Genomic DNA, 19,159 nt, shown 5'->3' with positions numbered 1-19,159 from the left:
TCTGGTGAGACGCGTCCTGGGTACGCCTGGGGCGCGTTCGTTGTGCTTCAAGCAAGGGAATGGTGAGCGCGGTGCCGACCGGCAAGGTCAAGTGGTACGACACGGAGAAGGGCTTCGGATTCGTCACCCAGGACGGTGGCGAGGACGTCTACGTCCGCAAATCCGCGTTGCCTCCGGGCGTCACCGGTTTGAAGGCCGGCCAGCGCATCGAGTTCGGCATGGCGGAGGGCCGCCGCGGTCCGCAGGCGCTGTCCGTGCGCCTGGTCGACCCGCAGCCGTCCGTCGCCGAGGCGCGCCGCCGTCCCGCGGAGGAGCTGCACGGCCTGATCGAGGACATGATCAAGCTCCTCGAGAACAAGGTGCAGCCCGACCTGCGCCGGGGCCGCTACCCGTCCGACAAGAAGAACATGAAGCTGATCGCCGAGGTCGTCCGGGCGGTGGCGCGGGACCTCGATCCGTAAAAAGATCAGTCCATGTCTGATGCGGACCGGATCGTCGAATTCGGCTACGAGGTCGGCCAGCTCAAACGCCTGCCCAGAGCGGGGTGGCTCTTCGCAGGGGTGTCCCACCCCGAGTCGGTGGCCGCCCACTCGTTCCGGGTGGGCGTTCTGGCGTACGCGATCGCCGTCCAGGAGGGCGCGAACCCGGACCGGGCGGCGACGCTGGGCCTCTTCCACGACGTGCCGGAGGCGCGGACCGGCGACATCCCGTACGTCGGCAAGCTCTACCTCGACGTGCGGATGCCGCCGGAGGACGTGGCCAGAGACCAGGTGAAGCACCTGCCGGCCCCGCTGGCCGCGCACATCGAGCAGCTGATCGCCGAACACGAGTCGGCGAAGAGCGACGACCACACGCCCGAGGCGCGCTGCTCCCGTGACGCCGACAAGCTGGAGCTCCTGCTGCAGGCGCGGGAGTACCAGGCCGCCGGCGTCACGAAGATGGACCGCTTCATCCAGACCATGCAGGCGTCGGTGGTCACCGACACCGGCAAGGCCTTGATGGAGTCTGCTTTGAAGATCGTTCCCAGCGAGTGGTGGGAAGCCTTCGGCAGGCGTTAGCGCGTGACGTCGACGACCCACGAACCGCGCATGAGCGGCTGGCCGGTTTCCAGCACCGCGCCCGCCGCCTCGTGCACCTCGATGCGCAGCAGCTGGTCGGTCTGGTTCGGCACGGCCAGCGTGTAGGAGTAGTTGTCGCCCTTGCCCAGCAACGGCGAGGAGCAGCCCTCCTGGACCTTCGCGGCGTTCTCGTACACGCACACGACCTCCCACAGGCCGTCCGCGAGCTGCCCGTCCACCGAGATCTGCACGACCTTGCCCGGCGGCACCTTCAGCGTGCCGGGCGCGTTCTTCTCGGCGCAGTTCGAGCCCTGGAGGTCGCAGTAGATCGTCGGCTCGAGCCGGATGGTCCTGCCGTTCGCGTAGAACGTGACCTCGGGGTCGTGCTGCGGCAGGGAGCATCCGGTCAGCACGAGAGCGCTGGCGGCCATTACAGAAGCAAGTCGACGCACGTCAGGCAGCCTACGTGGTGGCAGGAACGCGCCTGCGGACGAGCCTGTGCAACGACGTTCCGTTGCGGTAGAGCCAGGTCTGGGCGAGGCCCAGCGCGAGCAGCGCGGCGAGCACCAGGAAGCCGATCCAGAACGTCGCGGGCAGCAGCACGCCCAGCGCGCCGCCGAAGACCCACGCGAGCTGCAGGATCGTCTCGGAGCGGCCGAACGCCGACGCGCGCGACTCCTCCGGCAGGTCGTCCTGGATCACCGCGTCCAGGCTGATCTTGGCCAGCGACGACGCCGTGGCGCCCAGCAACCCGACGATCGCGGCGGTGATCAGACCGGGCAGAGCCGCGGCCACGATCGTCGCGACGAGAGCCGTGCCGACGCACGCGAGGATCACCTCGTCCGGCTTGCCGAAGTGCTGCCGCGCGCCGATCGCGTTGCCGAGGAAGCTGCCCGCACCGGCGGCGCCGGCGATCACGCCCAGGAGCAACAGCTGCTGGAACGCCTCGCCCTCGGTCTGCTCGCGGACCACGAAGGCCGCGAACAGCGTGAGGAATCCGGTCAGCATGCGGATGGAACCGTTGCCCCACAAGGCGACGACGATGTGCCGGGACACGCGTTGCTTGGCGGGCTTGGGCGTGAGCGTCGCCGGGACCTCGCCCTCGGTCACCTCGACCCACGACGGGATCCGCATGCACAGCCACGCGTTCACCAGGCACAGCACCGCGGTGAACCACAACGCTCCCGGCGAGCCGAACAGCTTCGCGAACCCGGCGGCGAACGCGCCGAACACCGCACCCGCAGCGAGACCGAAGACGGTCATGCGCGCGTTGGTCTTCGACAGCGTGATCTCCGGCGGCAGCACGCGCGGGGTGATCGCGGACTTGAGCACCGTGAACGACTTGCTGAGCACCATGCTGCCCAACGCCGCCGGGTACAGCAGCCAGTCGTCGAAGTGCAGGGCCATCACGATCGACAGCACGATCCGCAGCACGCAGGAGGCGGCCAGGGCCAGCCGCCTGCCGCGCTGGATCCTGTCCAGCAACGGCCCGATCACCGGTGCGATCAACGCGAACGGCGCGACCGTGATCAGCAGGTACAGCGCGACCTTGGTCTTGGACTCCGCGCTGGCGGCGCTGAAGAACAACGTGTTCGCCAGCGCCACTGCCATCGCGGCGTCGGCGGCGTAGTTCATCATCACCGCGTAGGTGACCGAAGCCATGCCGGACTTCTTGGCGCCGTCGGCGTGGGCCGCGCGCCGGAACGCCGCGACCGCCTGCTGCGAGAGCTGCCTGGTGCGGAACCACGCGACGCGCGTGACGGTGAGCTTCTTCGGCGGCTTGGGAGTCGGGGTCGTTTCCTGATCCTCGTTCGGCAGCGGCCGGGTGTTCTGCGGACGTTTCGGCGGAGGCTGGAATCCGTGCTCGGACGCCGTTCCGCGGCGCGGCCGCGGCTGGTACTCGTCGTCCTGCCACGGGTAGCGCTTCGGAGTCGGCTGGTCACTCCACCCGCGGTTGCCCGTCACACCGTCAATCCTGCCCCATCCCGTTGAACCTCACTCGGAAGATGGTGGGCCAGTTCTTGCCTGTGACCAGGAACTCGTTGGTGCCGGGGATGTGCGCGATGCCGTTCAGCACGTCCACGTCCGGACCGGATGGCTTGAGCGACGAGAGGTCGTAGGTGTCGGTCACCTGACCGTTGGCGGGGTCGATGCGGACGATCTCGTCGGTCTTCCAGACGTTCGCCCATACTTTGCCGCCGACGCACTCCAGCTCGTTCAGCTGGGTCAGCGGCTTGCCGTCCCTGGTGACCTGTACGGATCCCGTTTCGGTGAACGACTTCGGGTCGCGGAAGGTCAGCTTCGCGCTGCCGTCGCTCATGATCAGCCGCTTGCCGTCGTCGCAGATGCCCCAGCCCTCGCCCTGGTACTGGACGCGGCGGATCTCGTTCAGCGTCCTGCGGTCGCGTTCGATCGCCACGCCGTTGCGCCACGTGATCTGCCAGATGGTGTCGCCGACGACGGTGATGCCTTCGCCGAAGAAGTCCTGTGGAAGATCGACTTTCTTCTGCACGTTGCCGCTCGACGGGTCGAGCGCGCGCATCGTCGACTGGCCCTCCAGCCCGGTGCCCTCGTAGAGGACGCCGTCGACGAGTTCCAACCCCTGGGTGAACGCCGACGTGTCGTGAGGGATCTTCTGCAGGACTTCCACCTGCGGTTTTGCTTCCTGCTGTGGCGAACAGGCGGCCAGAACCGCGACGATGACCAGCCAGACGGGTGAGCGCACCCCACGGAGGGTGGCACGAGTTTTCGTCCCGGCGAAGACCTGCGGCACAATTCACCACGTGAACGCCACGCAACTGCTCGCCGACGCCGTTGACCTCGCCCGCGCCGCCGCGCAGGAGGAAGCCGGGTTGGAACGCGTCGGCGCTCATGTCGGGGTGCAGGCCGAGGACGAGTTCTCGGTGACGCACCTGTTCGAGGCCGAGCACGCGGGGTACCGCGGCTGGAACTGGGCCGTGACGGTCGCCTACGCGGGCGAGGGCACGCCGGTGTCGGTCAGCGAGGTCGTGCTGCTGCCTGGCAAGGACGCTCTCGTCGCGCCCGAGTGGGTGCCGTGGAGCGAGCGGGTCCGCGCCGGCGACCTCGGTGTCGGCGACCTGCTGCCGCCCCGCGAGGACGACCCGCGCCTGGTCGAGGCCTACGTGCAGTCCGACGACCCCGCCGTCGAGGAGGTCGCGCTGGAGATCGGCCTCGGCCGCACGCGCGTGCTGTCCCGCGAGGGTCGCCTCGACGCCGCGGAACGGTGGTACTCCTCCGACTTCGGGCCGAAGTCCGACATGGCCCGCAGCGCCCCCGCGCACTGCGGCACGTGCGGCTTCTACACCCGCGTGGCCGGTGCGTTCGGTGCCGCGTTCGGCGTGTGCGCGAACGAGATCTCGCCCGCGGACGGCCACGTCGTGCACGTCGAGTACGGCTGCGGCGCGCACTCCCAGGCCGAGGTCGAGATGGGCTCGATCGTCCCGGTCGCCGATCTCGTGTACGACGACGCGCAGCTGGACGTCTCGGAGTGACCGACCCGTTCGGCACCGAGGCCCTGCGCACCTCGGTCCTCGCCGCGTGGCGCGGATCGCCCACCCGGTTCCGCGAAGACGCGAACGCTGAAGAAGATCTTCGTCTCGGTGGCTACCGGGACCGCCTGCTCGTCGAGCTCGCCCAGAACGCCGCCGACGCGGCCGGTGCCGAGCCGGGTGTGCTGCGGATCACCCTGTCCGACGGCGAGCTGCGGGCCGCCAACACCGGCGCGCCGCTGACCGCCGCCGGTGTCGCCGCGCTGGCCTCGCTGCGGGCCTCTGCCAAGGAGTCCGGCGTCGGCCAGTTCGGTGTCGGGTTCGCGGCCGTGCTGGCCGTCACCGACGCGCCGCGGGTGATCTCCACGTCCGGTGGCGTGGAGTTCTCCGCCGCACGGACCCGCGCCGAGGTGCCTGAGCTGGCCTCGGAACGCGGTGGCGACGTGCCGGTGCTGCGCCTGGTGTGGCCCTGCGACGAGCAGGTGCCGGAGGGCTTCACGACCGAGGTCCGGCTGCCGCTGAAGGTCGACCTCTCGCTGGACGACCTGGCCGACGAGGTGCCCGACCTCCTCATGGCGCTGCCGGGGCTGCGCCGCATCGAGCTCGGTTCCCGTGCGTGGGAACGGTTCGTCACCGCCGACGGCGTGGTCACCATCGGCTCGACCCGCTGGCTGGTCGAGCAGGCTTCCGGTCACCTGCCCGCCGAGCTCGTCCAGGGCGTCGAGCACCGTCCTGAGTGGACGGTCACGTGGGCGTACCCGCTGGACTCCGAGCTCGGTGAGGACGTGCTGCACGCGCCGACCCCGACCGACGAGCGGCTGTCCCTGCCCGCCCGCCTGATCGCGACCGTGCCGGTCGAGCCGTCGCGCCGCCGGGTCCTGCCGGGCGCCGCCGCGTGGTCGGTGCTCGACGCCGCCGCCGCGGTGTACCCGGCACTGGTGGCGCGGGTGCCCGCCGTCGAACGCACCGCGCTGGTGCCGCTGCCGGGCTTCCCGCTGTCCGAAGTGGACGATCGGCTGCGCACCGCGGTGCTCCGCGAGCTGCGCGCCGCCTCGTGGCTGCCGCTCGCGTCCGGCGAGTGGATCGCGCCGTCGCGGGCTCGGGTGCTGGACGTCGGTTCCGAGGAGCTCGTCGAGCTGGTCGAGGACGCGCTGCCGGGGCTGCTGGACGCCGAGCTGTCCGCGCCGGTGCACGCGAAGGCGTTGGCAGCGCTGGAAGTTCCGAGGGTCTCCACCGCGGAGGTCGTCGCCGCGCTGGCCGGCGTCGACGGTGATCCCGGCTGGTGGCGAGACGTCTACGCCGCTTTCGAGCCGCTGGCCGAGGTCGACCCGGACGTCCGCGAGGCCCTGCAGTCGTTGCCGGTGCCGCTCGCCGACGGCCGCACCGTCACCGGACCGCGGACGACGTTGATCGCCGACGAGCCGTTGCCGGGGCTGCGGGTCGTGCACCCCGACGCCGTGCACCCGTTGCTGGTCCGGCTGGGCGCGGTCGAGGCCGGTGCGTCCGAGCTGCTGGCCGATCCCTCGTTGCGGGAGGACGTCGCCCGGTCGCTGGAGGACGCCGAAGCAGGGCTCGACGGCGACGACCTGATCGAGACGGTGCTGCGCCTGGTCGACCGCGCGGCACTGCGCGCGGGTGAGGAACCGTGGCTCGGCGCGCTGGCGTTGCCCGACGCTTCCGGTGAGTGGCACCGCGCCGACGAGCTGCTGCTGCCCGACTCGCCGTTGGTCGGCGTGGTCGAGGCGGACGCGTTCCCGTTGCTGTCCAAGGAGATCGCCGACGCCTACCCGCGTGCGGCGCTCATCGCCGTCGGCGTGGTCGACGGTTTCTCCCTGGTCGTCGACGAGGAGCCGGCCGGGCCCGACCACGACCTGCCGGACGAGTCCGCGTGGTGGTCGTCGATGCCGGACGAGCCTCGCCGCGTGGTGGCCGTCCGCGACCTGGACCTCGTCGCCGACTGGCCCGCCGCGCTGCGGTTGCTGGCGTCCGATCCCGTGACCTGGCGGGCGGTGACCGAGCCCGACGGCTACACCGGCTGGTGGATCGCCCGGCACGCGTCGCTCGCGGGCAAGGCGCCGCGCGAGTACCGGCTGGCCGACGCCACGTTGCTGGAGGGGCTCTTCGACGCCGTTCCCGACCTGGAGCTTCCCGAGCACGTCCTGCGTGCCGCCGGCGTCCGCTCCCGCCTGGAGATCTTCGACGACGACGATGCCGAGTTCGTCCTGGAACGGCTCGGGGATCCGGAGCGGGCCATCGCGGACGCCGTCGTGCTGCGCGCGTACGAGGCGCTGCCGGAAGGGGACTTCGCGCCGCCCGAGCGGGTGCGGGTGCTGTCCGGTGAGGTCGTGGCCGCGGACGACGTCGTGGTGCTCGACCACCCGTGGCTGCTGGGAGTCGCGCCCCCGTCTCGGGTGCTGCTCGCCGACGGCTCCGAGGAACTGGCCGACCTGCTCGACCTGGCCCTCGCCTCGGAGGAGTTCGACGGCTCGCCGGACCACGTGGGCGAAGTGGTGCAGTGGCACGACCTCGGCGCGGTGCGGATGGCGTGCGAGCTGCTGGAGGTCGCGCTGCCCGACGGTGTTGTCGTCGTGCACGACCAGCTTCTCGTCGACGGTCACCGCGTCGAGTGGTGGATGGCCGACGGCGTGCCGCACGCCGCGGACACCCCGGAGGGTCTGGCGCGTGCACTCGCGTGGGTGACCCAGCGCTGGGAGGACCGGCACACGTTCGCCGCGCTGATCACCGACCCGACGGCGGCGACCCTGCTGGGCTGACGTTATCGGGGCTAACAAAGCCTCGTTTCCACCGCTAATATCCGTGCTAACGTTGGTCGCGTATCGGCGATAACGCGAGTGCGGGGGACATGGTGGAGAAACTGCGCATCATCGGGCTCGAAGAGCACGTGCTGCTTCCGGTCGTGCGGGACGCGTGGGCGAAGGCGGGGTTGCAGCCGCACCGCTACCCGGACGACCACCCGGTCACGCGGCGGCTGCGCGACGTCGGTGAGGGGCGCCTGGCCGACATGGACGACCAGGGCCTCGACGTCGCGGTGTTGTCGCTGTCCAGTCCGGGCGTGCAGAACCTCCCGGCAGCGGAGGCCGTGCGGGTGGCGCGGGAGGCCAACGACGCGCTCGCCGAGATCGTCGCGGCTCACCCGGACCGGTTCCAGGCGTTCGCGGCCATCCCGACCGCGTCACCGGACGCTGCCGTGGCGGAGCTGGAGCGGGCCATCGGACAGCTCGGCTTTCGCGGTGCCATGTTGTACGGGCGGACCGGCGACAGGCTGGCCGACGCGCCGGAGTTCGACGAGCTCTACGGCGCGGCCGCGCGGCTCGGCGTTCCGCTGCACTTCCACCCGCAGGCCCCGGTGGCGGCGGTGCAGGAGGCGTACTACTCCGGGCTGCCGGGCGGCCTTGGACCGGTGCTGGCCACCGCGGGGCTGGGGTGGTACTACGACCTCGGCGTGCAGTACCTGCGGATGATCTTCTCCGGCGTGTTCGACCGGCACCCCGAACTGCAGGTGATCGCGGGGCACTGGGGTGAGGTCGTGTTGTTCTACCTCGACCACGTCGGCTTTCTGGAGGAGATGGCCGGGCTGCGCCAGCCGTTGGCCGACTACTTCCGGCAGAACTTCTGGATCGCCGGCAGCGGCACGGTCAGCGACCGCTATCTGCGGTGGACCGCGGAAGTCGTCGGCACGGACCGGATGCTCTACTCGACCGACTACCCGTACACGTTCGGCACGCGGCCCGGTGGCTTCCCCTACCTGGACACGAGCGGAGGCACGGCCAGGGCGTTCCTCGAACGCGCGCCGTTCAGCGATGAAGAGAAGGCTGCGATCGGGTCGGGGAACTGGGAGCGGCTGACTCGTCGGCCGGCTTCCTCCCCAGCGGCGGGATGTCGCCGCGCTTCCGCAGGATGATCCACGCGGTGATCGTCACGAGCATCGACACCGCGCCGCCGACGATGATCGGCGCGCGGCCGTTGATCTCGCCCAGCCAGCCCATCAGCGGGCCGCCGACGGGGTTTCCGCCCAGGAACACCAGCATGTAGATGCCCATGACCCGGCCGCGCATCTCGGGTTCCACGGCCAGCTGGACGGTCGCGTTCGCGGTGGTGTTGAAGGTCATCATCGCGACGCCCACCGGGATCATCATCAGTCCCGTCAGGAGCATCGTCGGCATCACCCCCGACACGATCTCCAGCAGGCCGAACACCAGACCGGAGCCGATGAACACGGTCATCCTGGGTTTCTTGCGCCTGGTCGCCAGCGTGGCGCCCGCGAAGGTGCCGACCGCGATCAACGTCGACAGCAGGCCGTACGCGTCGGCGTCGCCGCCGAAGACGTTGCGGGCCATGATCGCCAGCGTCATGTAGAAGTTCATGCCGAACGTGGAGATGAAGAACACCAGCAGCATCACGGCCAGCAGGTCCGGCCGGTGCCGCACGTACCGGAGGCCGGAGAGCAGCTGGCCCTTCTCCCGTGGCACGGGGTCGGAGCGCAGGAGTTGCGACGTGCGCATCAGCCAGATGCCGCCGACCACGCCCACGAAGCTGATGGCGTTGGCCAGGAACACCCAGCCGGTGCCGATGGCCACGATGGTCACGCCCGCGATGGCCGGGCCGACGATGCGGGCGAGGTTGAACATCATCGAGTTGATCGCCACGGCGTTCGTCAGGGACTCGCGGCCGACCATCTCGACGACGAACGACTGGCGCACCGGCGTTTCCACGGCCGAGAAGCAGCCGAGCAGGAAGCAGAGCACGAAGACGTGCCAGAGCTGGACGACGCCGGTGACGTCGAGCAGGCCCAGCGCCAGTGCGCAGACGCCCAGCGCGGATTCGAGCCACAGCAACAGCTTGCGCTTGTCCATGCGGTCGGCGAGCACGCCGCCCCACATCGACAGCAGCAACACCGGCAGGAACTGCAGCGACGCCGCGAAGCCCAGTGCGACGGGGGAGCCGTTGGTGAGCTCCAGGACGAGCCAGTCCTGGGCCACCCGCTGCATCCAGACGCCGACGAGCGAGATGATCTGCCCGGAGGCGTAGAGGCGATAGTTGTAGATACCTAACGATCCGAACATTCCGGTACGGCGAGGTGGCGAAGTGTCCGCTCCACCACCCGCGTACCCGGCCACGTCGTTACTGCCCCGCCATCCTGTCGATGATCTCGGCGGCCTGGGAGAGCAGTTCCCGTTCCTCGGGTTCCAGCTCCGCCAGCCGCTTGTCCAGCCACGCCTCGCGCGCGGTGATCTCGTCTTCCAGGTACGACAAGCCTTCGCCGGTCAGCTCGACGATGGCTTGACGGCCGTCGGTCGGGTGAGGGCTGCGCGTCGCGAAGCCGAACTCCTCCAGGGCGGCGATCACGCGCGTCATCGACGGCGGTTGCACGCCTTCCTTGGCCGCCAGTTCGCCCGGGGTCAGCGGTCCGCACTTGTGCAGTGTGGACAGCGCGGACACCTGCGTGAGCGACACCGACGAGTTGGTGCGCTGTGCCCGCAGGCGACGGTTGAGGCGGACGACGGCAAGCCTGAGCTTGCTCGCCAGTCCGTGCTGTTCGGTCGCCACGTAGTTAGCATACCTCACGAAATAGTTTCCTGCCGAAAGGTCAGGTGAGCAGGCTCTGGATCGGTCCCAGCGCGAAGTAGACGACAAAGGCTGCGGCCACGATCCACATCAGCGGGTGGACGCCGCGGGCCTTGCCGGTCAGAGCCCTCAGCAGCACGAAACTCACGAAGCCCGCGCCGATGCCGTTCGCGATGGAGTAGGTGAACGGCATGACGACGATGGTGAGGAACGCGGGCAGCGCCACCGTGAAGTCGGTGAAGTCGATCTCGCGGATCTGCATCATCATCAGCGCGCCGACGATCACCAGCGCCGGGGCGGCCGCCTCGATCGGGACGATCTCGTAGAGCGGCGTGAAGAACATCGCCAGCAGGAAGAGCACACCGGTCACGACGTTCGCGAGACCCGTGCGGGCGCCCTCCGCGATGCCGGACGCCGACTCGATGTAGACGGTGTTCGACGAGCTGGACGCGGCACCACCGGCGACGGCGCCGAGGCCGTCGACGAACAGGGCCTTGCTGACGCCCGGCAGCTGGCCGTCCTTGTCGATGAGGTCCGCTTCCTTGCCGAGGCCGGTCATCGTGCCGACGGTGTCGAAGAAGTCGGTGAGCACCAGCGTGAAGACGATCAGTGCGGCCGCCAGCGCGGGGAGCCGCGTCCAGGCGCCGAACGACACGTCGCCGAGCAGCGACAGGTCCGGCACGTCGAAGATCTTGTCCGGCAGTGCCGGGTAGCCGAGGTTCCAGCCCTTGGCGTTGGTGCCCGCCGACGGACCGGCCTTGACGATGGCCTCGAGGACGATCGCGAAGATCGCGGTGGCGACGATGCCGATCAGGATCGCGCCCTTGACCCTGCGGGCGAACAGCACGCCGGTGACGACGAGCCCGACCACGAAGACCAGCGTCGGCCAGCTCGCGATGGAGCCGTTGATGCCCAGGCCGACCGGCACGGTGGTGTTGGCGGCGTCCGGCAGGCGGCGCACGAAGCCCGCGTCGACCAGGCCGATGAACGTGATGAACAGGCCGATGCCGACCGCGATCGCGGCTTTGAGCTCGTTCGGCACCGCGTTGAACACCGCGGTCCGCACGCCCGTGAGCACCAGGAGGAGGACGACCAGGCCGTTGACGAGGATCAGGCCCATCGCCTCCGGCCACGACACCTTGGCCGCGACGGAGACCGCCACGAAGGAGTTGATGCCGAGACCGGTCGCCAGCGCGAACGGGTAGTTGGCGACGAGTCCGAAGAGGATGGTCATCACGCCGGCCACCAGCGCGGTGACCGCGGCGACCTGGCCGACGGGCAGGATGTTGCCGAGGACGTCCGGGTGCGCGCCCGGTCCCGTCGGGGCGAAGCTGCCGATGATCAGCGGGTTGAGCACCACGATGTAGGCCATCGTGAAGAACGTGACGACGCCGCCACGCAGTTCGCGAGCCACGGTCGACCCGCGCTCCGAAATCTTGAAGAACCCGTCCAGCATCTGGTCTCCTAACGATGTGTCCGAACGCGACTCCGCCCCGCATCCGCCGCCGCTGCCGCACCGGCTGGCCGACCCCGTGCCGGTCGTCGTCGGTGGAACCGCGCTGTGGTTCCTCGGGTTTCTCGTGGTACTCGTGGTGGATCGCTCGAACGGCACGCTGCTCTGGACGACTCTGTCCGGCGGTCTGCTCGGGATCATCGGGTACGGAGTGTTCTACTGGCAACGCCGGGCCGCGAGGCGAGGATCACGAACTGCGCAACAGGGTCTCGAAGACGTGTAGTTCATGATCGCCGTCACCGACTGGGTCCGGCTGCTGATCGTCTGCGTCGTCTTCACGGTCGCCGCCGGAGCGATCGCCTGGGCTACGGGTCTCACCACCCCGAAGCCGTTCCTCTCCGCCGCCGCTCGCGCCGTCCTCCAGCTCGCCGCGGTCAGCGCGGTGATCACGTTCGTGCTGCGGCACCTCGGCCTCGTCGGCGTGTTCCTGGTCGTGATGGCCGTGGTCGCCACGGCGACGTCGGCGGCGCGCACCAGGACCGGCAGACGCGGCATCTGGGTGGCGGTGGCGATTCTGATCGGCACGGTGCCCGCGCTGGCGTTGCTGATCCTCATCGGGCTCCTGCCGGTCGAGGGCATCGCCCTGATCCCGGTGGGCGGCATCCTCATCGGCGGCGCTATGACCGCGACGACGCTCTCGACGAGAAGGGCACTCGACGCCCTCCGGGACCGTCACGGCGAGTACGAGGCCGCGCTCGCGCTGGGGTTCCTGGAACCGGCCGCGGCGAGGTTGATCATCCGGTACCCCGCCGCCGAGGCGTTGCTGCCGCCGCTCGACCAGACCAGGACCGTCGGTCTTGTCACTCTTCCGGGTGCATTTGTGGGAATGCTGCTCGGAGGGGCTCCCGTGTGGCAGGCCGGGGCACTACAACTCGTGGTCCTGCTCGCGTTGCTCGCGGTCGAGGTGGCCGCGGTCGCCACCGTGGTCGAGCTGGTCGCGAGGGGTCTTCTCCGACGGGCTTCCCAAGAAGGCGAAGTTAGGCTAACCTAAGTCGCGTCGCTTCGTGGTGGGAGCGGCAGTCAGTTCGGGAACGGACGAGGCCCCCGCTCTGGGCAGAGCGGGGGCCTCGTCGTGTTCGGCGGGCGGGAAGCTGTGTCGGAGCATCCACCGCCGAAGATCAGCCCAGCTGCAGGCCGTTCTTCCCCGCGCGGGCGGCCTCGAAGCGCGCGGAGACGTCCTCCCAGTTGACGACGTTCCACAGCGCCGAGATGTAGTCGGCCTTCAGGTTGCGGTACTGCAGGTAGTACGCGTGCTCCCAGATGTCGAACGCGAGCAGCGGCGTGGTCGCGATCGACAGGTTCGAGTGGTGGTCCTTGAGCTGCTGCGTGATCAGCTTCTGGCCGACCGGCTCCCACGCGAGGATGCCCCAGCCGGAACCCTGGATGCTCGACGCGGCCGCGTTGAGCTGGGCGCGGAACTTGTCGAACGAACCGAAGTGCTCGTCGATGGCCGCCGCGAGCTCGCCGACCGGCTTGTCGCCACCGTTCGGGCTGAGGTTCTTCCACCACACCTGGTGCAGCGCGTGGCCGGCCAGGTGGAACGCCAGCGTGGTCTCCAGGCCGACGATCGAGCCGAAGGCCTCCTTCTCGCGGGCCTCCTCGATCTGCTCCAGCGTGTCGTTCGCGCCCTTCACGTACGCCGCGTGGTGCTTGCCGTGGTGCAGCTCGTTGATCTCGCCGATGATCGCCGGCTCCAGGTCGCCGTAGTCGTAGTCGAGATCCGGCAGCACGTACTGGGCCATGACATCTCCCCAATTGCAATCGCTTGGTACTTGCAACTTACTAGCAACAAGGCCGAGTAAACCAGTTGCGGAGGCACGTAGCGTCGAAAGCGTGTCCGTGCTGACAGCCAGGAACATTTCGCTGTCGTTCGGTCCGAGGACCGTGATCTCGGAGGTCGATTTCGATGTTTCGCCTGGTGACCGCGTCGGTCTGATCGCGCCCAACGGCGTCGGCAAGTCCACGTTGCTCCGGTTGCTGTCCGGAGAGCTGCGACCCGAGACCGGATCTGTCTCAGCCACCGGAACCGTCGCGCACCTGACGCAGGAGACCCACCACCGAGCCGGCGAGTCGCTCCGCGACCACCTCGCCCGCCGCACCGGCGTCGCGCAGGCCGAGGAGTGGCTGCAGCGCTCCGCCGAAGCACTCGGCGAGGGCGGCGGCGAGGACTACCCGGAGGCGCTCGACCACTGGACCGCGATCGGTGCCGGTGACTTCGGCGAACGCGCGGACGCGGTCTGCGACCGCCTCGGCCTGCCGGCTGATCTGCTGGACGGCCGCTCGCCGGACGAGCTGTCGGGCGGTCAGCAGGCACGGCTGCGGCTGGCCGCCGTCCTGCTCACCCGCGCGGACGTGCTGCTGCTGGACGAGCCCACGAACGACCTCGACGCAGGAGGCCTCGATCTGCTGGAAGCCCACGTGCGGGGGTATCCGGGCGCGATCGTGCTGGTGAGCCACGACCGGGAGTTCCTGGCGCGCACCACGACCGCGATCGCCGAGCTCGACGAGTTCTCCCACAAGGTGACCGTTTTCGGTGGCGGGTGGGACGCCTACGTCGACGAGAAGCTGAACGCGGACCGCCGTGCGCAGGAGGAGTACGAGGCCTACGCGGCGAAGCGCGACTCGCTCGTGCAGCGCAGCCGGCAGGTGAAGGAGTGGTCGCGGCAGGGCGTGCGGCGGGCAGGAAGTGTCAAGGCGCGCAACGACGAACCGGACAAGAACGTGCGTGCGGGCCGCAGGCAGGCCGCCGAGAACCTGATGGCCAAAGCGTCCGTTGTGGACCGTCAGCTGGCCAGGCTGGAGGAGGTCGAGGAGCCGCGCGAGCCGTGGCAGCTGCGGCTCACCCTGCCGTCGGCGGGGCGGGGCAGCTCGGTGGCGTTCACGTTGCGGCAGGCCGTGATCAGCCGCGGTGACGTGACGCTGGGACCGGTCGACCTCACGATCGGCGCGGGCGAGCGGTGGCGGATCACCGGGCCGAACGGCTCCGGCAAGTCGACGTTGCTCGGCGCGCTCCTCGGTCGCATCCCGCTGGTCTCGGGCGATCGCTCGATCGGGCCGGGGGTGGTCGTCGGCGAGGTCGACCAGCTCCGCGCCGAGTTCGCCTCCGACGCGTCCGCGTTGCGGATCGTGGCGGACGCGACCGGGCTGCAGGACGTCGACGTGCGCACGTTGCTCGCGAAGTTCCGGCTCGGCGCGGACAGCGTGCTGCGACCGGCTCGCGACCTCTCGCCGGGTGAACGAACGCGCGCGGGCTTGGCGTTGCTGCAAGCCCGCGGCACGACGTGCCTGGTTCTCGACGAACCGACGAACCATCTCGATTTGCCGGCAATCGAACAGCTGGAACAGGCCCTGGACACCTACGAGGGAACGTTGTTGCTGGTCACGCACGATCGGCGGCTCGCTTCGGCCGTGCGGGTGGATCGCGAGATCAACGTGCGTGACCTCCTCACGTTTCCTCGCGTGAAGGGTGGAAGATATGGGCCATGACCACCGAGGAGGACTGGCCGGTCGAACAGACCTGGTCACTGCGCAACACCCACTGGCACGCCTACGTGGAGCACACGTCGCTCGACCACGCGTCCCCTCGGCAGGTCCGGCTCGAACGCACCCCGGAAGAGGTGCTCACCTCGCCCGCCGAGGTCGCGGCCTGGCTGGAGGTCAACCTCCGCAGCGCGACGCGGCCGGAGGAGGCCGGCAAGAAGCGCGTGAAGGACGAGCGCGACTTCACCGACTCGAACCGGGTGCACGCGTCGCTGGCCTCGCGCGGTGAGTCCATCTACACGGGCGTGAAGGGCGAGTTGACGCTGGCCGTCGAGGCCGTGACGCCGGACGAGTGCCGGATCTCCCACGACGGTGCGGACGTTGCGCCCCTGAAGGCCGGCCGCCGCCGCTAGATTGACCCCCAGGGGAAATGCTCTGGGGGAGTTTCTGTGAAGCGTCTGCTGCCCGTTCTGGGTGCGCTCGTGCTGGTCGGTGCCGTTGTCGCGGTGGTGGTGTGGCAACGGCCTGAGGCGCCGCCGCCGTCGGCCCCGTCCGGGGACGTCGTCCTGCAGTACGCCAACGGCTCACAGCTCTGGCGCACCGGCGAGCCGGAGACACCGCTCGTCCGGCAGATCGTGCGTGAGCTCGGGGTCAAGGCCGCGCTGTCGCCCGACCAGCTCCGCAGGTCCGGCGGCGCCGTCGTGGTGACGACGATCGACCCGAAGGCGCAGTCCGGCGCGACGACCGTGATCAGGGAGAAGGCCGCGGCGCAGCCCGCGTCGTTGCGGTACTCGATCACCGCCGTCGACCCGGCCAATGGTGCCGTTCGGGCCTACGCGCCGGGCAACGACCCCGCCGTCGACCACGCGGGCGGCGTGCTGAAGGAACCGGGCCAGGTGTTCCACCCGTTCAACGTCGTCGCGGCGCTGCAGAACGGGCAGACGCTCGACAGCGCGTACGACGGACGCTCGCCGAGGACGTTCCCCGGCCAGGTGACGGTCCACGACAAGGCGAACTGCGGTGAGCGCTGCACCGTGCGCGACGCATTGTTGAAGTCCGGCAACGTCGCGATGTTCGACCTGGTGACCAACGTCGTCGGGATCAAGCGGGTCGTCACCGCCGCGCGCCAGGCCGGCGTGCCGGAGTCGGTGGACATCGACGGCACGAAGACGAGCCTGCTCGTCGGCGAGGGTGGCGGCCCTCCGAACGCGGCGGTGTCGCTCGGTGTCGGCGAGGCCAGGATGCGGCCGCTCGACCTCGCCGCCGCCTACGCGACGTTCGCCGCGGAAGGCACGCAGCACGACGCCCACTTCGTCACGCACGTGACCGACGTCCACGGCGCCACGCTGTACCGGGCGGTACCGGAGGGCAAGCCCGCGTTCGACCAGGATCCCGCGCGCAGCAAGGACATCGCGAACCAGATCACGGACGTGCTGCGCCAGGACACCGTGTGCGGCATCGGTCAGGCGCCCGCCGCCGCGTGCCGACACGGCGAGTACGGGGCGGTGCCGGACCAGGTCTCGCACGCGTGGATGGTGGCCTACACCCCGCAGATCTCCGTCGCCGTGTTCGTGGGCAGCGATCGGCCGGCCACGCCCGCGGTGGACGCCGGGGGTGCGGTGATCGCGGGTTCCGGCCTGCCCAACGACCTGTGGTTGGCGTTCAAGGACAAGCTGAACCAGTGGTGAGGCGTTCGCTGGTCGCGCTCCTGCTGGTCGCGGGCGTCGTCGGTTATGTGGTGTGGCAACGGCCTGCCCCGCCGGTCCAGCCGCCCGCGCCGCCGAAGCCCGTCGTCCTGCGGTACGCGGACGGCTCCAAGCTGTGGAGCAGCACGGACGGCGGTCCGCGCAGCGAGGTCGTGAAGCGGGTGCTCGCGGAACTGGCCGCGAACTCGATGCCGTTCGACTCGCTCGTCCGCGACGGCGCCGTGGTGTACACGACGATCGACGCGAAGGCGCAGACCCGCGCCGCCGCGATCCTCGGCCGGCTGGTCGCTCCGCGGGGCGGAGGTCTGGGCGGGGCGGTGACGGCGATCGACCCGGCCTCCTGTGGTGTGGTGGCCTACCTGTCCGGCTTCAGCCACGTGCCGGATCTGGCGGCGGAGCCGAAGGAACCGGGGCCGGGTCTCGTGGTCGCGCAGGACGTCGTGAAAACGCGAATGACACCGCTGGAGGTGAGCGCCACCTTCGCGACGTTCGCCGCGGGAGGTCTGCAGTGCGAGCCGCACCTCGTCGCGGAGGTCACCGGCGCGGACGGTGCGCGGCGGTACCTCGCGGCCGGCGAGGCGAAACCGGTGCTCGGCAAGGAACTCGCGGACCAGGTCACCGCACGGCTGCAGGCGAACCCGGTGTGCAAGGGCGTGGCCTGCGCGCCGAGCTCGCACCCGACGCACGCGTGGATGGCCGGGTACACACCGCGGCTCGCGGTCGCGGTGCTGGTGGAGCAGGCAGGCGCCGCGGCAGACGACGCCGACCTGCCCGGGGTGATCTTTCAGGAGTTCCTGGCCGGCTGAGACTCAGCCGACGTGCCACGTGTGCACGGGTTCGCCCGCGTGCATCAGTTCCATGTACCGCTTGAGCATCCCGGTCAGGGCCGCGTCCCTCGACAGGCCGCGTTCCTCCAGCAGCGCAACGGTTTCCCGCTGCCACGACGACCCGGTGCGCCGCGCGAGGCAGCGCTGCTCGATCACGCCGAGGTAGCGTTCGCGGGCCTCGTCGGAGACCCCGCAGTCGCGCAGGCCCTCGTGCGCCATCGGCAGGAGCCTGCGCAGCACGAGCTCGTCCGGTGGGATCCAGCCGATGCCCGGCCAGTACAGCTGGGCGTTCATGCCGTGCCTGGCACCGGTGTAGAGGTTCTCCTCGGCCGCCTGGAACGACATCTGGGTCCACAGTGGACGTTCCTGGGCGGTGAGCGCGCGCTGGGTGCCGTAGAAGAAGGCAGCGTTGGCCATGGTGTCGAGCACCGTCGGGCCCGCGGGCAGGACCCGGTTCTCGACGCGCAGGTGCGGCACACCGTCGACGACGTCGTACACCGGGCGGTTCCAGCGCCAGATCGTGCCGTTGTGCAGGCGCAGCTCCGAAAGACGTGGCGCGCCACCGGCTTCGAGGGTCTCGATCGGGTCCTCGTCGTCGGTTTCCGGCAGCAGGCTGGGGAAGTAGCGCACGTTCTCCTCGAACAGGTCGAAGATCGACGTGATCCACCGTTCACCGAACCAGACCCGCGGGCGGACGCCCTGGTTCTTCAGCTCGTCCGGGCGGGTGTCGGTCGCCTGCTGGAACAACGGGATGCGGGTCTCGTGCCAGAGCGCCTTGCCCAGCAGGAACGCCGAGTTCGCGGCGATCGCCACCTGGACACCGGCCAGGCACTGGGCGGCGTTCCAGTGCGCGGCGAAGTGCGTCGGCTCGACCTGCAGGTGCAGCTGCACCGACGTGCAGGCGGCCTCCGGCAGGATCGACTCGGCGAAGGTGTGCAGCTTCTCCGGGCCCTTGCCCGGCATCGCCGGGCCCTCCATGTGCAGGACCATCTCCTCGCCGCGTGCGGCGAAGATGGTGTCGTTGAGGAGCGCGTACCTCGGGCTCTCGGAGAGCCACTTCTTGTCGAAGTGCCGTTCCCGCAACGTGGGGAGCACTCCGATCATGGCGAGGTTGGCGCCCACGTCGTGGGCCTTCGAGTCGGCGCTGTCGAGCGACGTGCGCAGTTCCTCTTCCAGGCCAAGCATCTCACCCCCTGCCAGCTCGCGCGGCGGGACGTTGATCTCCAGGTTCTGCTGTCCCAGCTCGAGCGTGTAGGAGGGATCGTCGATCTTCTCGAGCACCTCCGAGTTCGCCATCGCCGGGCGCATCGCGTCGTCGACGAGGTTCAACTCGATTTCCAGCCCCATCTGCCGACGGGGAAAGGAAAATGTGTCTTCTGCGAGCATCGTCGCCAACGCGTCCAGGCTGCGCTGCATCTTGGAGCGGTAACGCTGGCGATCGTCTCTGGTGAACGTGCGGCTGGACACTTCGCTTCCCATG

19 protein-coding genes are annotated in these 19,159 nt (G+C 69.7%); 11 read left to right on the top strand and 8 right to left on the bottom strand.

Annotated elements, in window-relative coordinates; translation table 11 throughout:
• The first annotated feature begins 71 nt into the window (after positions 1-71).
• Both IEZ09_RS21500 and IEZ09_RS21495 read left to right on the top strand, forming a co-directional pair.
• Positions 72-461: a cold-shock protein gene (locus tag IEZ09_RS21500; protein ID WP_189255522.1), complete on the top strand. Its 390-nt coding sequence runs from the start codon at positions 72-74 to the stop codon at positions 459-461.
• A 12-nt stretch (positions 462-473) separates the two neighbouring features.
• Positions 474-1,058 (top strand): HD domain-containing protein, encoded by a 585-nt coding sequence (locus IEZ09_RS21495; protein ID WP_189255521.1) that lies wholly within the window; start codon positions 474-476, stop codon positions 1,056-1,058.
• Here the strand turns inward: IEZ09_RS21495 and IEZ09_RS21490 are convergent.
• Genes IEZ09_RS21490 through IEZ09_RS21480 form a run of 3 tightly spaced genes read right to left on the bottom strand, consistent with a single transcriptional unit; the run spans position 1,055 to position 3,783 of the window.
• Positions 1,055-1,510, bottom strand: a complete 456-nt coding sequence (locus tag IEZ09_RS21490; RefSeq protein ID WP_189255520.1) for a DUF2771 family protein — start codon at positions 1,508-1,510, stop codon at positions 1,055-1,057. The genes IEZ09_RS21495 and IEZ09_RS21490 overlap by 4 nt on opposite strands.
• A gap of 10 nt (positions 1,511-1,520) precedes the next feature.
• The gene (locus IEZ09_RS21485) at positions 1,521-3,023 is read right to left on the bottom strand and encodes an MFS transporter (RefSeq protein WP_229812809.1); all 1,503 of its coding nucleotides are present in this window, start codon (positions 3,021-3,023) and stop codon (positions 1,521-1,523) included.
• A 4-nt stretch (positions 3,024-3,027) separates the two neighbouring features.
• Positions 3,028-3,783, bottom strand: coding sequence for a glutaminyl-peptide cyclotransferase (locus tag IEZ09_RS21480; RefSeq protein ID WP_189255519.1), 756 nt, complete (start codon positions 3,781-3,783; stop codon positions 3,028-3,030).
• Positions 3,784-3,841: 58 nt separating this feature from the next.
• Here IEZ09_RS21480 and IEZ09_RS21475 point away from each other — a divergent pair, with 58 nt between their 5' ends.
• The 3 genes from IEZ09_RS21475 (at position 3,842) to IEZ09_RS21465 (ending at position 8,489) form a co-directional block, all read left to right on the top strand.
• A complete protein-coding gene (locus IEZ09_RS21475; protein ID WP_229812808.1) occupies positions 3,842-4,570 on the top strand; it encodes a DUF3027 domain-containing protein in 729 nt (242 codons plus the stop codon).
• Positions 4,567-7,341: a sacsin N-terminal ATP-binding-like domain-containing protein gene (locus tag IEZ09_RS21470; RefSeq protein WP_189255517.1), complete on the top strand. Its 2,775-nt coding sequence runs from the start codon at positions 4,567-4,569 to the stop codon at positions 7,339-7,341. The genes IEZ09_RS21475 and IEZ09_RS21470 overlap by 4 nt, the downstream gene beginning before the upstream one ends.
• Positions 7,342-7,430: 89 nt before the next feature.
• On the top strand, positions 7,431-8,489 hold the full coding sequence (locus IEZ09_RS21465) for an amidohydrolase family protein (protein ID WP_189255516.1): 1,059 nt from the start codon (positions 7,431-7,433) through the stop codon (positions 8,487-8,489).
• On the opposite strand, the gene IEZ09_RS21460 is transcribed toward IEZ09_RS21465, so the two are convergent.
• Genes IEZ09_RS21460 through IEZ09_RS21450 form a run of 3 tightly spaced genes read right to left on the bottom strand, consistent with a single transcriptional unit; the run spans position 8,383 to position 11,609 of the window.
• Complete coding sequence (locus IEZ09_RS21460; RefSeq protein ID WP_189255515.1) at positions 8,383-9,651, bottom strand: MFS transporter; 1,269 nt, start codon at positions 9,649-9,651, stop codon at positions 8,383-8,385. The two genes, IEZ09_RS21465 and IEZ09_RS21460, sit on opposite strands and share 107 nt — an antisense overlap.
• Before the next feature lie 58 nt (positions 9,652-9,709).
• Complete coding sequence (locus tag IEZ09_RS21455) at positions 9,710-10,135, bottom strand: MarR family winged helix-turn-helix transcriptional regulator (RefSeq protein WP_229812807.1); 426 nt, start codon at positions 10,133-10,135, stop codon at positions 9,710-9,712.
• Positions 10,136-10,175: 40 nt separating this feature from the next.
• Entirely contained in the window at positions 10,176-11,609 is a 1,434-nt protein-coding gene (locus tag IEZ09_RS21450; protein ID WP_189255513.1) for an NCS2 family permease, read from the bottom strand.
• A gap of 16 nt (positions 11,610-11,625) precedes the next feature.
• Between IEZ09_RS21450 and IEZ09_RS21445 the strand changes: the two genes are divergently transcribed.
• Together IEZ09_RS21445 and IEZ09_RS21440 are read left to right on the top strand one after the other, a co-directional pair.
• The gene (locus IEZ09_RS21445; RefSeq protein ID WP_189255512.1) at positions 11,626-11,889 is read left to right on the top strand and encodes a DUF2530 domain-containing protein; all 264 of its coding nucleotides are present in this window, start codon (positions 11,626-11,628) and stop codon (positions 11,887-11,889) included.
• 3 nt (positions 11,890-11,892) lie between these two features.
• On the top strand, positions 11,893-12,657 hold the full coding sequence (locus IEZ09_RS21440; RefSeq protein WP_189255511.1) for an ABC transporter permease: 765 nt from the start codon (positions 11,893-11,895) through the stop codon (positions 12,655-12,657).
• 127 nt (positions 12,658-12,784) lie between these two features.
• Here the strand turns inward: IEZ09_RS21440 and IEZ09_RS21435 are convergent, their stop codons facing one another.
• Positions 12,785-13,408 carry a superoxide dismutase gene (locus tag IEZ09_RS21435; protein ID WP_189255510.1) on the bottom strand — a complete coding sequence of 208 codons (624 nt, stop codon included), beginning with the start codon at positions 13,406-13,408 and terminating at the stop codon, positions 12,785-12,787.
• Between the two features lie 91 nt (positions 13,409-13,499).
• On the opposite strand from IEZ09_RS21435, the gene IEZ09_RS21430 reads away from it, so the two are divergent.
• From IEZ09_RS21430 to IEZ09_RS21415, 4 genes are read left to right on the top strand one after another with little or no spacing between them, the layout of a single operon-like run.
• A complete protein-coding gene (locus IEZ09_RS21430) occupies positions 13,500-15,152 on the top strand; it encodes an ABC-F family ATP-binding cassette domain-containing protein (RefSeq protein ID WP_229812806.1) in 1,653 nt (550 codons plus the stop codon).
• Complete coding sequence (locus IEZ09_RS21425) at positions 15,149-15,559, top strand: hypothetical protein (RefSeq protein WP_189255508.1); 411 nt, start codon at positions 15,149-15,151, stop codon at positions 15,557-15,559. Before IEZ09_RS21430 ends, IEZ09_RS21425 begins: the two co-directional genes overlap by 4 nt.
• A 36-nt stretch (positions 15,560-15,595) precedes the next feature.
• Entirely contained in the window at positions 15,596-16,834 is a 1,239-nt protein-coding gene (locus IEZ09_RS21420; protein WP_189255507.1) for a penicillin-binding transpeptidase domain-containing protein, read from the top strand.
• Positions 16,831-17,658 carry a hypothetical protein gene (locus IEZ09_RS21415; protein ID WP_189255506.1) on the top strand — a complete coding sequence of 276 codons (828 nt, stop codon included), beginning with the start codon at positions 16,831-16,833 and terminating at the stop codon, positions 17,656-17,658. The genes IEZ09_RS21420 and IEZ09_RS21415 overlap by 4 nt, the downstream gene beginning before the upstream one ends.
• A 3-nt stretch (positions 17,659-17,661) precedes the next feature.
• Here the strand turns inward: IEZ09_RS21415 and IEZ09_RS21410 are convergent, their stop codons facing one another.
• Positions 17,662-19,158 carry a glutamate-cysteine ligase family protein gene (locus tag IEZ09_RS21410; protein ID WP_189255505.1) on the bottom strand — a complete coding sequence of 499 codons (1,497 nt, stop codon included), beginning with the start codon at positions 19,156-19,158 and terminating at the stop codon, positions 17,662-17,664.
• Position 19,159: the final 1 nt, after the last annotated feature.

The sequence above is a fragment of the Lentzea flava genome (genome assembly GCF_014648475.1).
In the GTDB taxonomy this organism is placed as follows: domain Bacteria; phylum Actinomycetota; class Actinomycetes; order Mycobacteriales; family Pseudonocardiaceae; genus Lentzea; species Lentzea flava.
Note: the sequence above shows the minus strand (reverse complement) of the source record. Positions and strands in the feature narration are given on the sequence as shown.

What these genes read in the sequence shown, in the direction of transcription:
- IEZ09_RS21435 (WP_189255510.1), bottom strand. Translation starts at nt 13,408, where the DNA reads ATGGCCCAGTACGTGCTGCCGGATCTCGACTACGACTACGGCGACCTG.
- IEZ09_RS21440 (WP_189255511.1), top strand. Translation starts at nt 11,893, where the DNA reads ATGATCGCCGTCACCGACTGGGTCCGGCTGCTGATCGTCTGCGTCGTC.
- IEZ09_RS21465 (WP_189255516.1), top strand. Translation starts at nt 7,431, where the DNA reads ATGGTGGAGAAACTGCGCATCATCGGGCTCGAAGAGCACGTGCTGCTT.
- IEZ09_RS21425 (WP_189255508.1), top strand. Translation starts at nt 15,149, where the DNA reads ATGACCACCGAGGAGGACTGGCCGGTCGAACAGACCTGGTCACTGCGC.
- IEZ09_RS21460 (WP_189255515.1), bottom strand. Translation starts at nt 9,651, where the DNA reads ATGTTCGGATCGTTAGGTATCTACAACTATCGCCTCTACGCCTCCGGG.
- IEZ09_RS21450 (WP_189255513.1), bottom strand. Translation starts at nt 11,609, where the DNA reads ATGCTGGACGGGTTCTTCAAGATTTCGGAGCGCGGGTCGACCGTGGCT.
- IEZ09_RS21410 (WP_189255505.1), bottom strand. Translation starts at nt 19,158, where the DNA reads ATGGGAAGCGAAGTGTCCAGCCGCACGTTCACCAGAGACGATCGCCAG.
- IEZ09_RS21495 (WP_189255521.1), top strand. Translation starts at nt 474, where the DNA reads ATGTCTGATGCGGACCGGATCGTCGAATTCGGCTACGAGGTCGGCCAG.